Annotated in this window: 11 protein-coding genes; all 11 read right to left on the bottom strand. The window is 70.0% G+C overall.

The genetic code is table 11. The features are described from left to right. Nucleotides 1–305: 305 nt before the first annotated feature. The 11 genes from PV679_RS16980 to PV679_RS16930 all read right to left on the bottom strand — a co-directional run bounded on the left by PV679_RS16980 (nucleotide 306) and on the right by PV679_RS16930 (nucleotide 12,508). Complete coding sequence (locus PV679_RS16980) at nucleotides 306–614, bottom strand: STAS domain-containing protein (protein ID WP_319681089.1); 309 nt, start codon at nucleotides 612–614, stop codon at nucleotides 306–308. A 7-nt stretch (nucleotides 615–621) separates the two neighbouring features. Then, on the bottom strand, nucleotides 622–1,899 hold the full coding sequence (locus tag PV679_RS16975; RefSeq protein WP_319681088.1) for a thymidine phosphorylase: 1,278 nt from the start codon (nucleotides 1,897–1,899) through the stop codon (nucleotides 622–624). A 62-nt stretch (nucleotides 1,900–1,961) separates the two neighbouring features. Beyond that, nucleotides 1,962–2,366 (bottom strand): cytidine deaminase, encoded by a 405-nt coding sequence (locus PV679_RS16970; protein WP_319681087.1) that lies wholly within the window; start codon nucleotides 2,364–2,366, stop codon nucleotides 1,962–1,964. Further along, the gene (locus PV679_RS16965; RefSeq protein WP_319681086.1) at nucleotides 2,363–3,652 is read right to left on the bottom strand and encodes an ABC transporter permease; all 1,290 of its coding nucleotides are present in this window, start codon (nucleotides 3,650–3,652) and stop codon (nucleotides 2,363–2,365) included. The genes PV679_RS16970 and PV679_RS16965 overlap by 4 nt, the downstream gene beginning before the upstream one ends. Next, the gene (locus PV679_RS16960; protein WP_319681085.1) at nucleotides 3,649–4,773 is read right to left on the bottom strand and encodes an ABC transporter permease; all 1,125 of its coding nucleotides are present in this window, start codon (nucleotides 4,771–4,773) and stop codon (nucleotides 3,649–3,651) included. Before PV679_RS16960 ends, PV679_RS16965 begins: the two co-directional genes overlap by 4 nt. Next, the gene (locus PV679_RS16955; RefSeq protein ID WP_319681104.1) at nucleotides 4,770–6,314 is read right to left on the bottom strand and encodes an ABC transporter ATP-binding protein; all 1,545 of its coding nucleotides are present in this window, start codon (nucleotides 6,312–6,314) and stop codon (nucleotides 4,770–4,772) included. The genes PV679_RS16960 and PV679_RS16955 overlap by 4 nt, the downstream gene beginning before the upstream one ends. Before the next feature lie 214 nt (nucleotides 6,315–6,528). Further along, nucleotides 6,529–7,587: a BMP family ABC transporter substrate-binding protein gene (locus tag PV679_RS16950; protein WP_319681084.1), complete on the bottom strand. Its 1,059-nt coding sequence runs from the start codon at nucleotides 7,585–7,587 to the stop codon at nucleotides 6,529–6,531. Between the two features lie 138 nt (nucleotides 7,588–7,725). Continuing rightward, entirely contained in the window at nucleotides 7,726–8,949 is a 1,224-nt protein-coding gene (locus tag PV679_RS16945; RefSeq protein WP_319681103.1) for an amidohydrolase, read from the bottom strand. Nucleotides 8,950–9,278: 329 nt separating this feature from the next. After that, nucleotides 9,279–10,349, bottom strand: coding sequence for a hypothetical protein (locus tag PV679_RS16940; protein WP_319681083.1), 1,071 nt, complete (start codon nucleotides 10,347–10,349; stop codon nucleotides 9,279–9,281). Between the two features lie 5 nt (nucleotides 10,350–10,354). Continuing rightward, nucleotides 10,355–11,281 carry an N-acetylneuraminate synthase family protein gene (locus PV679_RS16935; protein ID WP_319681082.1) on the bottom strand — a complete coding sequence of 309 codons (927 nt, stop codon included), beginning with the start codon at nucleotides 11,279–11,281 and terminating at the stop codon, nucleotides 10,355–10,357. A 9-nt stretch (nucleotides 11,282–11,290) separates the two neighbouring features. Then, nucleotides 11,291–12,508: an acylneuraminate cytidylyltransferase gene (locus PV679_RS16930; RefSeq protein ID WP_319681081.1), complete on the bottom strand. Its 1,218-nt coding sequence runs from the start codon at nucleotides 12,506–12,508 to the stop codon at nucleotides 11,291–11,293. Between the last annotated feature and the right edge of the window lie 18 nt (nucleotides 12,509–12,526).

The raw sequence follows: 12,526 nt of genomic DNA, 5'->3' as shown, positions 1-12,526 counted from the left end.
CCCACCCCACCAGCCGGAGGCGGTCGTGACCGGCAGGACCACCGGCGGGAGGGGGACGGGGGCACAGGAGGATGGTGACCGGACGTAAAGCGTGATTTGTGGCGCGGCATCCCGGTTGACCTCACGACCGCCCGAGCGCGCCGTAAATCATGCAGTCCGGACACCACCTCCGGCGCCCCCGGCACCCGCACCCCGAACAACAACCCGCGCCGGGACAACGCACCGCCGAAGGCCCACCGCCCGCCGCCACCAACCCCCGCCGGAGGCGCACCGCACCCGCAACCCCCGCCGGAGGCGCACCGCAACTACCCCAGCACCTCACCCAGCCCCACAACCCCCAGCAGCAGCCGCAGTTCCCGGTCCGCGCCCCGCAGCCGGATCCGTCCGCGCGCGGTGAGCTGGAGTCTGGCCAGGGCCTCGACGGCGGTCAGATCCGGCCGGATCAGGCCGCCGACGTCGCAGATCACCTCGGCTCCGGCCGAGTCCCGCAGCCGCGTGGTCAACTCCGCGCACAGCCTGGGCACATCGGCCGGAGTCAGTCGGCCGGCGATGACGAGAACGATCGGGTCCGTGGCGTCCACGGCAAGGAGACCGGTCCCACGGCCGGAACTCATCGCGAGGTCAGCCGATGCGCTCCAGCACCACCGGCGTCGCCTTGAACTCGGTGCCGGCCGCGGCGATGTCGTACGCGCCGTCCAGCGCGCCGAGCGCGTAGTCGAACTTCTCCGGGGTGTCGGTGTGCAGGGTCAGCAGCGGCTGCCCGGCCGTGACGGTGTCGCCCGGCTTGGCGTGCAGCTCGACGCCCGCGCCGGCCTGGACCGGGTCCTCCTTGCGGGCGCGGCCCGCGCCCAGGCGCCAGGCGGCGACACCGACGCCGTACGCGTCGAGACGGGTGAGGACGCCGGAGGACGGCGCGGTGATCACCTGGCGCTCGCGCGCGACCGGCAGCGCCGCGTCCGGATCGCCGCCCTGCGCCGCGATCATGCGGCGCCAGACGTCCATGGCCGAGCCGTCGGCCAGCGCCTTCGCCGGATCGGCGTCCCTCAGGCCCGCCGCGTCGAGCATCTCGCGCGCGAGAGCGAGGGTCAGCTCGACCACATCGGCCGGGCCGCCGCCCGCCAGGACCTCGACGGACTCACGGACCTCCAGCGCGTTGCCGGCGGTGAGGCCGAGCGGCGTGGCCATGTCGGTGAGCAGGGCGACGGTCCGTACTCCGTGGTCGGTGCCCAGGCCCACCATGGTGGCGGCGAGTTCGCGGGCGTCCTCGATGGTCTTCATGAAGGCGCCGGTGCCGACCTTGACGTCCAGGACCAGTGATCCGGTGCCCTCGGCGATCTTCTTGGACATGATCGAGGAGGCGATCAGCGGAATGGCCTCGACGGTGCCGGTGACATCGCGGAGCGCGTACAGCTTCTTGTCCGCGGGCGCCAGTCCGTCGCCCGCCGCGCAGATCACCGCGCCGGTGGTCTCCAGGACGTCCAGCATCTCGGCGTTGGAGAGCAGCGCGCGCCAGCCCGGGATGGACTCCAGCTTGTCGAGCGTGCCGCCGGTGTGGCCGAGGCCCCGGCCGCTGAGCTGCGGTACGGCCGCGCCGCAGGCCGCCACCAGCGGGGCCAGCGGCAGAGTGATCTTGTCGCCCACGCCGCCCGTGGAGTGCTTGTCGGCCGTGGGACGCGACAGCGCCGAGAAGTCCATGCGCTCGCCGGAGGCGATCATGGCGGCGGTCCAGCGCGCGATCTCCGTCCGGTTCATGCCGTTGAGCAGGATCGCCATCGCCAGCGCCGACATCTGCTCGTCGGCGACCTCGCCGCGCGTATAGGCGTCGATCACCCAGTCGATCTGCTCCGGGGTCAGCTCGCCCCGGTCCCGCTTGGCGCGGATGACGGAGATGACGTCCATGACGTTCCTTTCGATGAGTACGGCCCCTCCGCCGCCGGATCGCGGCGACGGAGAGGCCGGGTTCAGTTGAGGTGCCCGGGCCCGAAGGCCTGCGGAAGCATCTCGTCCAGCGTGCGGATACCGTCCGGAGTCTCCAGCACCAGTGCGGGACCGCCGAACTCGTACAGGAGCTGCCGGCAGCGGCCGCACGGCACCAGCACCTCGCCGGCGCCGTCGACGCAGGTGAAGTGGGTGAGCCGGCCGCCGCCGCCGAGTTGCAGCGCGGAGATCAGACCGCACTCGGCGCACAGTCCGATTCCGTACGAGGCGTTCTCCACATTGCAGCCGGTGACGGTACGGCCGTCGTCGGCCAGCGCCGCGGCGCCGACCGGATAGCCCGAGTAGGGCGCGTAGGCACGGGACATGGCGTCCCGCGCCGCGGCCCGCAGGGCCTCCCAGTCGACGGCCGGTTCCGCGTCGGCCGTCATTTTCCTTGTCCTCTGCGATAGCGCATACCGTCAGCCTTGGGCATCCGGAGGCGCTGCGCCGACAATGACAGCACCAGAAGTGTCACGACATACGGTGTGGCGCCGACGAAGTCCTCAGGAACGGTGTCGGTCACCAGGTACCAGACGAGGATGAGCGCGGCCACGACCGCGCTCGCCACGGCCTGGAACAGCGCCTTCCGGTACGCCTTCCAGAGAGCGAGCAGGACCAGCAGGACGACGAGCAGGAGCAGCAGCGCGTGGACGGTCTCGCCGCCGTTGCGGAGCTGGAGCGCGTCGGAGAAGCCGAACAGGCCCGCGCCCATGGCGAGTCCGCCGGGACGCCAGTTGCCGAAGATCATCGCGGCGAGACCGATATAGCCGCGTCCGCCGGTCTGGCCCTCCAGGTATATGTGCGAGGGAACGGTCGCGAGGAAGGCGCCGCCGAGGCCGGCCAGTCCGCCGGAGATCGCGACGGCCGCGTACTTGTACGAGTAGACGTTGACGCCGAGCGACTCGGCGGCGATCGGGTTCTCACCGCAGGAGCGCAGCCGCAGGCCGAACGGGGTCCGCCAGAGCAGCCACCAGGTGGCGATGAAGAGCACTACCGCGAAGATCGTCAGCACCGAGACATGTGTGATCAGACCGCCGATGATGCCCGCCAGGTCCGAGATAAGGAACCAGTGGTGGCCGGCGATGGACGAGAGTCCGTCCGAGAGGCCCGGGACGGTGACGTCCGGGATGGAGTCGACCGGCGGAGACTGCTTCGGGTTGCCGCCCTTGAGCTGTGCCTCGCCCGAGTTGAAGAAGATCTTGGCGAGATACTGCGTGACACCGAGAGCGAGCAGATTGATGGCGACACCGGAGACGATGTGGTCGACGCCGAAGGTGACGGTCACGACCGCGTGCAGCAGGCCGCCCAGGACACCGAAGGCGACACCGGCGATCAGTCCCAGCCAGGGGCTGGTCTGCCAGCCGATCCAGCCGGCGCCGAAGGTGCCGAGGATCATCATGCCTTCGAGACCGATGTTGACCACACCGGCCCGCTCGGACCACAGTCCGGCCAGTCCGGCGAGGCCGATCGGCACGGCGAGGCCGAGGGAGGCGCTGATCTGGCCGGCGGAGGTGAGCTGGTCGGCGCCGGTGAGGACGCGTACCGCCGACAGCAGGACCAGCGCGCCCGCGACGATCAGCAGGATCCGCGCGACGGACATCCGGGCGCGGGCGGGCTTCGCGGCCGGGGCCTTCGGAGCCACGGGAGGCGGAGTGTCGGTCGTCGTGGCGGTCATCGCGCCACCTCCAGCTTCTCGGTCTTGGCCAGGGCGGCGAGCTCGGCGCCGACCCGCTGCTGCTGGCGCTTGAGGCCGTAGCGGCGTACGAGCTCGTAGGCGATGACGACGCACAGGACGATGACGCCCTGGAGCACGCCGAGGATCTCCTTGTCGTAGCCGATCACTTCGAGGTGGTTGGTGGTGCGCTCCAGATAGCCCCAGAGGAGCGCCGCGAGCGCGATGCCGATCGGATGGTTGCGGCCGAGCAGAGCGATCGCGATACCGGTGAAGCCGATGCCCAGCGGGAAGTCGTTGCTGTACATGTGGCTCTCGTTGAGCAGCGTCGGCATGCCGATCAGTCCGGCCATGGCGCCGGAGAGGATCATGCTGGTGACGACCATCTTCTTGACGCTGACACCGCTGGCGGCGGCCGCGGACTCGGACTGGCCGACGGCGCGCAGGTCGAAGCCGAAGCGGGTGCGGCCGAGGACGAACCAGTAGGCGAGGCCCGCGAGTACGGCGATGAAGAGGAAGCCCCAGAGCCGGCCGGCCGGGCCGAGGTCCATGGTGAAGAACCAGGACGACTCGGGCAGCGGCTTGGTGGAGACCAGGGTGCCGGCCTCGTCGAGCTGGCCGAGGCGTTCCGGCTGGATCAGATAGCCGATGATCGCGGTGGCGATCGAGTTCAGCATGATCGTGGAGATGACCTCGCTGACTCCTCGGGAGGTCTTGAGGACACCGGCGATTCCGGCCCACATGGCGCCGACGAGCATGGCGACGATGATGACGACCGGGATCTGGACGATGCCGGGCAGGTCCAGCGTGCCGCCGACAACGGCGGCGAAGAAGGCGGCGATGCGGTACTGGCCGTCGACGCCGATGTTGAACAGGTTCATCCGGAAGCCGATGGCCACCGCGACGCCCGCGAGGTAGTACGTCGTCGCCTTGTTGAGGATGTAGACCTGGCTGTCGCTGGCGGAGCCGTACGACAGCATGTCGTTGAACGCCTCGAAGGGGTTCTTGCCGGTGGCGGCGATGACCAGCGCGGTGACGACCAGCGCGGTGATCACGGCCAGTACGGGCGCCGCGACGGCGAGGAGCAGCCGCTCCTTGTCCATGCGGGAGGTGAGCTTCTTCATCGGTCCTCTCCCCCGGCCCGGTCCGCCGTGCCGTCGTGTTCGAGGTGGCCGGTGGCGGCACCCGTCATGGCGGAGCCCAGCTCCTCGGGGGTGATCGTGGCGGGATCCGCGTCGGCGACCAGCCGGCCTCGGTACATCACCCGCAGGGTGTCGGACAGGCCGATCAGCTCGTCCAGGTCCGCGGAGATCAGCAGGACGGCGAGGCCCTCACGGCGGGCCTCCCTGATCTGGTCCCAGATCTGCGCCTGCGCGCCGACGTCCACACCGCGGGTGGGATGCGCGGCGATCAGCAGCTTCGGGTGGTGGCTCATCTCGCGGCCGACGATCAGCTTCTGCTGGTTGCCGCCGGACAGCGAGGCCGCGGTGACCTCGATACCGGGAGTGCGTACGTCGTACTCGCGCACGATCCGCTCGGTGTCGAGGCGGGCGGCTGCCGCGTCGAGCAGTCCGCGCCTGGAGTTGGGACGTTCGGTGACATGGCCGAGGATGCGGTTCTCCCAGAGCGGCGCCTCCAGGAGCAGACCGTGCCGGTGGCGGTCCTCCGGGATGTAGCCGATGCCGCTCTCGCGCCGCTCGCGGGTCGGCGCGTGGGAGATGTCGGTGGAGTCGAGTGTGATCACGCCGCCGTCGGGGTCGCGCATGCCCATGATCGCCTCGACGAGTTCGGCCTGGCCGTTGCCCTCGACCCCGGCGATGCCCAGGACCTCACCGCGGTGGATCGTGAAGTCGATTCCGGCGAGGACGTCCCGTACGACACCGTCGGTGTCGGTGGCGGTCAGCTTCAGGTCCTGGACCCGCAGGGCCGGTATGCCGGTGACGGTCGACTCGCGCGTCTCCGGAGACGGCAGCTCACTGCCGACCATGAGTTCGGCGAGCTGCCTGGAGGTGGTGGAGCGCGGGTCCGCGGTGCCCACCGTCGTACCGCGGCGGATGACGGTGATCTCGTCGGCGACCGACAGCACCTCGCCCAGCTTGTGCGAGATGAAGATGACGGTCAGGCCCTCGGACTTCAGCTCGCGCAGATTGTCGAAGAGCGCTTCGACCTCCTGCGGGACGAGGACCGCGGTGGGTTCGTCGAGGATCAGGGTGCGGGCGCCTCGGTAGAGGACCTTGAGGATCTCCACGCGCTGGCGGTCGGCGACACCGAGTTCCTCGACGAGAGCGTCGGGACGGACGTTGAGGCCGTACGCGTCCGAGATCTCCTTGATCTTGTCGCGGGCCCGGGAGCCGATGCCGTAGAGCTTCTCGCCGCCGAGAGCGACGTTCTCCAGGACGGTGAGGTTGTCGGCGAGCATGAAGTGCTGGTGCACCATGCCGATGCCGCGTGCGATGGCGTCCGCGGGGCTGCCGAAGCTGACCTGCTCGTCGTCGACGGTGATGGTTCCCTCGTCGGGCTTCTGCATGCCGTAGAGGATCTTCATCAGGGTCGACTTGCCGGCACCGTTCTCACCGCAGAGGGCGTGCACGGTGCCTCTGCGGACGGTGATGTCGATATCGCTGTTGGCGACGACGCCGGGGAAGCGTTTGGTGATGCCGCGCAGTTCGACGGCGGGAGGGCTGGACGCGTTGATGGCGCACTCTCCTCGGAGGAAGGAGCGTTGGGGCGGGGGGCGTTGGGTGACGCTAGCGCGTCAACTCCCGCCTACGCGCGTAGAGTTGACACATCGTTATGGGCCCGGCGAAAGGGTGATGAGGCCCTTTCGCCGGGCCCGTACGCTCAGCCGGCCGCGGGTCGGACCCGCGCGCCGGAGCGGATCACGGGGTGGTCTTGACCTTGACCGAACCGTCGATGATCTTCTGCTTGGCAGCGTCGATCTTCGGCTGGATGTCCGCGATGAAGTCACCGCTCGTGGAGAGCGAGACGCCGTCCTTGGCGAGCGAGTAGGTGTTGGTGCCGACCAGCGGCTTCTTGTCGTGGATCGACTTGATCAGGTCGTAGACGCCGACGTCGACGTTCTTGACGACCGAGGTCAGGATCGAGTCCTTGTACTTGGCCAGAGAGGCCTGGTTGTACTGGTCGGAGTCGACGCCGATCGCCCAGGCGCCCTTGACGCCGTTGACGGCCTCGATGGAGCCGGAGCCGGAGGAGCCCGCCGCGCTGTAGATCACGTCGGCGCCCTTGTCGAGCATGCCCTGAGCGGCGGCCTTGCCCTTGTCGGGGCTGGCGAAGCCGGAGGTGTCGGAACCGTGGGACAGGTACTGGACGTCGACCTTCATGCTCTTGTCGGTGTCCTTGACGCCCTGCACGAAGCCCGCCTCGAACTTCTTGATCAGCGGGACGTCCACACCGCCGATGAAGCCGACGTGCTTCTTCTCGGTCTTCAGCGCCGCGGCCACACCCGCGAGGTAGGAGCCCTGCTCCTCGGTGAAGACGATGTTGTCGACGTTCTTCGCGTCGACGACCGAGTCGACGATGCCGAAGGTGGTGTCGGGGAACTTGACCGCCGCCTGCTTCATCGAGTTGGCGTACGCGTATCCGATGCCGACGACCGGGTTGTATCCGGCCTGGGCGAGCTGGCTGAGGCGCTCCAGCCGGTCGGCCTCGGTGTCGGTGGTCTTGGCGGTCAGTTCCTTGACCTCGCCACCGAACTCGCCCTTGGCCTTGTCTATACCGCGCGCGGCGGAGTCGTTGAAGGAGTGGTCGCCACGGCCGCCCACGTCATAGGCGACGCCGACCTTGACACCGCCCGCGGCGGCGCTTGTCGTGTCGCTGGCCTTGGCCTTGTCGGCCGACGTGCTGCCACACGCGGTGGCAGTCAGAGCGAGCGCGGCGGAGGCGATCCCCGCCGCAGCGATCTTGGTTACCCGGCGCAAGAGGGTGGTCCCTTCAACCTGACCTAAGCGCCTCTTCCGGCGCTGGTTTCGCCGCGATCGTAACGCGCGTAGATGTCAGATAAAGACCTGTACGGAAGCTGTTATCGGATCGTCGCGAACGAGAGGTGTCCTGGCCGGTTACAAACGGTTGCCGTCCAACAACGCGGCGGCCGTGAAAAGCTCCACGCCGACCTGGATCGCCTGCTCGTCGACGTCGAAATCACCACGATGCAGGTCGTACTGGGCCTGGCTGCCGGGCGTCCTGACACCGAGGCGCGCCATCGCTCCGGGCACCTGCTCCAGATACCAGGAGAAGTCCTCGCCGCCCAGGCTCTGTTCGGTGTCCTCGATTGCATACGAACCACGGCGGGCGGTCTGGGCAGCGCGCAGCAGCTCCGTGACGGCCAGGTCGTTGACCACCGGCGGCACGCCGCGGATGTAGTTGATCTGCGACTTCGCGTGATGGAGCGTGGCGACCTCGTCGATCGCGGCATGCACCAGATCCGGCGCGTCACGCCAGGCGTGCAGATCCAGGCAGCGGACGGTGCCGGCCAGCTCCGCGTGCTGCGGGATGACATTGCAGGCGTGACCGGCCTCGATACGGCCCCAGGTGACCGCGAGGCCGGAGCGGGCGTCGACCCGGCGGGCCAGCAGCGCGGGGACGTCGGCGGCCACCCTGGCGACGGCGGTGATCAGGTCGGTGGTGAGATGCGGGCGGGCGGTGTGGCCGCCGGGGCCGTCGAGAGCGATTTCCAGCCGGTCGCAGGCGGAGGTGATCGGACCGTGCCGCAGCCCGATCAGCCCGGCGTCGACCCGGGGGTCGCAGTGCACCGCGATGATCCTGCCGACGCCGTCCAGCACGCCGGACTCGATGGAGTCGGCCGCACCGCCGGGCAGCACTTCCTCGGCGGGCTGGAAGATCAGCCGCACCGCGTTCGGCAGCAGGCCCTGCCGGTCCAGGGAGGCCAGCACCAGTCCGGCGCCGAGGACGGCGGCGGTGTGCACGTCATGGCCGCAGGCGTGCGCGCGGTCGGGGACGGTGGAGCGGTAGGCCACGCCCGTCTTGGTGTCCGGAATGGGCAGCGCGTCGATGTCGGCGCGGAGCGCCAGCATGGGACGGGTGCCGTCCCAGGTGCCGACGTCACACATGAGCCCGGTGCCGTTGTTGAGCACCCGCGGCGCGAGCCCGGCCTGCTCCAGCCGGTGCTTGAGCGCGGAGGTCGTACGGAACTCCTGGTTGCCCAGCTCGGGGTGCATGTGCATGTCGCGGCGGAAGGCGATCAGCTCGGCACGCAGCTCGTCGGAGAGCGCGCCGGGAAGCGCCGCGCCCTCGGGCAGCTCTGTTTCGGACTCGCGGGACATCAACTGGCTCACCTGTTGAAGGGTAGGCCCCTTCCGTGATCAACCAACCATCGATCCATAAAATTTCAGCCACTCAGGCGAAGAAATCCGCTTGCCGCGCGGTTGATGCCGGGACACACCGGGTATACCCGCCCGTCTTTGACCCCCGTGACCAGCGGTCACGGCGCGGTTGACCGGCCCGCCACATCCGTCGCGTACGCGGGTACCCGTTCGAGGCGTGAGGATCCGGGCGGTACGCCCACGGCCGGGACGTCGGAGTGCTTCGGGGCGGCTCCGGTGGAGAGCCGCCCCAGGGAGGCGCCGATGAAGGTGCCCGGTGTCCGTCCGGCTCAGGCCGGGGACGCCGTACGGGGCAGTCGCTGGACGTCGCGGGCCGTGCCCGTGACACCGGAGAGAAAGCCCTGGGCGCGCGGCGAGGCGGTCTTCTTGAGCCATTCCGGAGCGATGTCGCACACCGCGACCCGTACGCCGGTTCCGACGAGGGCCAGCGGCAGGGTGTGCACCACGGTCGACGGGAAGCTCAGGATCGTGCTCCCGATCGGGCCGCGCCGCGCGATCAGCTCCAGCGGCAGGTCCGGACGGACGATCTCCAGACCGGTCGCCAGGTGCAGCCGGTGCAGCTTGTCCGCGCCCTCGCGGCGGTGCGCGAAGTACCGGGTCGCGTTGTGGGCGCGGGCGAGTCCGATGACCGCCTCGGTGTACTGGTCCGCGTCGACCACACCCGTCTCGACCAGTGAGGTGCCGACCATGTCGGCACCGGCGGTGATCCGCGGCGGCCCGAAGGTCGACCGGGTCCACTCGAAACGGTTCGGCGTCACGGTGATGCCGTCGGGCACCTCCTCGACGGGCATCGAGGTGAAGACCTCGACCGTACGGGCCGCCGACGGCGTGAGCCGGCGCCGCGCGGCCGCGGTGACGGGCGCGAGGACCAGTTCCCGCGGCCCGCGGCTGCCGCGCCGGTGCCAGCGCACCAGCCGTTCGCCGCGGGCGATCTGCCCGATGAACTCCATCGTGGCGGTGCCGTCGTCCACGACGGTCAGCTCCTTGTTGCCGACGATGGTCAGCAGGAGCTGCACATAACGGGAGAACGGGTCGCCGATGACGATCCGTTCGGCCCGGCGCAGCATCGGTGCGAGTTCACGCACCGTCCGCAGGGGCGCCCCCGCGCCACCGCGCGCCTCTTGCCAGCGCACGGTGAAGCCCTCGTCGCGGGCCAGCTCGGCCATCCGGCGGAGCTGGCCCCGTGACATGGGATCGGTGGGCGAGAGCACGACGACGGTGAGGGCTTCACCGGTCGTGCTCGCCCTGGCCCACTCCAGCACGTTCAGAAGCTGGACCGGGCTCTCCACGAAAGCGATCGCACGAGGGTGCGGGGGGCGGCCCCCGCTGGGACCGGTCATGGCCGTCAGACCGCCACCTTGTCGGCGGCCTCGGCGACGACGCCCGCGACGCGGCGGAGCTTCTTCATCGGGCCGAGCTCCGACTCGTACACCTTCTTGACGCCGTCACCGAGGGACGCCTCGATGGTGCGGATGTCGCGGACCAGGCGCTGGAGGCCCTGCGGCTCGACCGAGGCGGCCTGGTCGGAGCCCCACATGGCGCGGTCGAGGGTGATGTGACGCTCGACGAACGTGGCGCCGAGCGCGACGGCGGCCAGCGTGGTCTGGAGACCGGTCTCGTGACCGCTGTAGCCGATCGGGACGTTCGGGTACTCGGCCTGGAGGGTGTTGATCACGCGCAGGTTGAGCTCCTCGGCCTTGGCCGGGTACGTCGACGTGGCGTGGCAGAGCAGTATGTTGTCGCTGCCCAGGACCTCGACCGCGTGGCGGATCTGCTTCGGCGTCGACATGCCGGTGGAGAGGATGACCGTACGGCCGGTGGCGCGCAGGGAGCGCAGCAGCTCGTCGTCGGTGAGGGAGGCGGAGGCCACCTTGTGGGCCGGGACGTCGAACTTCTCCAGGAAGGCGACGGCCTCGGTGTCCCACGGGGAGGCGAACCAGTCGATGCCGCGCTTGCGGCAGTGCTCGTCGATGGTGCGGTACTCGTCCTCGCCGAACTCGACGCGGTGGCGGTAGTCGATGTACGTCATCCGGCCCCACGGCGTGTCGCGCTCGATGTCCCACTGGTCACGCGGCGTGCAGATCTCCGGCGTGCGCTTCTGGAACTTGACCGCGTCGCAGCCGGCCTCGGCGGCCACGTCGATCAGGGCGAGGGCGTTGTCCAGCTCGCCGTTGTGGTTGATACCGATCTCACCCGTGACATAGACAGGACGGCCGGGGCCGGCGGTCCGCGTGCCGAACGTGCGCAGGCGGGAGGTGGCGTTGGTGCTCATGAAGGGTCCTTACTTGTCGAGGGTGTTGTGGGGGGTTGTGTGGGAGGTGCTCAGCCCCGGACCGAGGAGCCAGGCGGCGATCTCACGGATCGCGCCCTCACCACCGGGGGTCGTGGTGACGGCACGCGCGGCCGCGCGTACGGCGTCATGGGCGCTCGCGACGGCCACCGGCCAGCCGACGAGGCCGAAGCACGGGAGATCGTTGACGTCGTTTCCGACGTAGAGCACCCGCTCGGGCGCGATCCCGTGCTCGTCGCACCACTGCTTCAGTGCGAGGTCCTTGCGGTCGATGCCGTGGAGCACCGGCACCTGGAGTTTGCGGGCGCGGGCGGCGACGACCGGGTTCTGCTCGGTGGAGAGGATGAGCAGTTCCAGGCCGGCGCGGCGCAGCGCGGCGATGCCGAGCCCGTCGCCGCGGTGCACGGCGACCGTTTCGCGGCCGTCGGAGTCGACGAAGACCTTGTCGTCGGTCTGCGTCCCGTCGAAGTCCAGGACGACCGCGTCGATGTCGTCGTGGACCGGCAGGACGGCCGGGTCGAGCAGTGGCGCGAGAGCGCGGGCGCGGGCCAGGTCGTGCGGGTCGTCGATCTCCAGGACCCGCGCGGGATCGGTCGGTACGAGCGCGGTCCGGCCGAAGAAGCGGTGGTTGGCCTCGCGGAAGCCCTCGGCGCGCATCGCGTACGCGGCGCCGGTCTCCAGGTATTCCTGGGGCCGGTCCTGGCGGCGCGGCCGGTTCGACTTGTCGTGGTTGACGCCGTAGCCGTCGGGTCCGCCGGTGACCGCGGGCCCGTCCTGGCGCCAGATGAAGCCGTGGGTGGGCGCGACGGTCAGCGCGGTGTCCGCGCCGTCCTCGGCGACGGCGCCGGCGACGCCGTCCACGTCCTCGGCGGTGATGAACGGGCTGGTGCACTGCACCAGCAGGACGACGTCCGCGGTCTTGCCGCGCATCGCGCCGTAAGCGTCCATCGCGTGCAGCACGGCGGCCTCGCTGGTCGCGGTGTCGCCCGCGATGGCGGCGGGCCGCAGTACGACCTCGGCGCCGGCCGAGCGGGCCGCGTCCGCGATCGCCGCGTCGTCCGTCGAGACGACGACATCGGTCACCAGCCGGGCGGCCTGGCAGGCGCGCACCGCGCGGACGACCAGCGGGACACCGCCGACGGGTGCGAGGTTCTTCGCGGGCACGCCCTTGGACCCACCGCGTGCGGGGATCACGGCGAGGACGGTCATGGGAACTCCTTGGTTCGC

Origin of the sequence: Streptomyces sp. AK02-01A (genome assembly GCF_033795305.1) — a bacterium.
Classification (GTDB): Bacteria; Actinomycetota; Actinomycetes; order Streptomycetales; family Streptomycetaceae; genus Streptomyces.
This window is presented reverse-complemented; position numbering and strand designations above follow the sequence as displayed.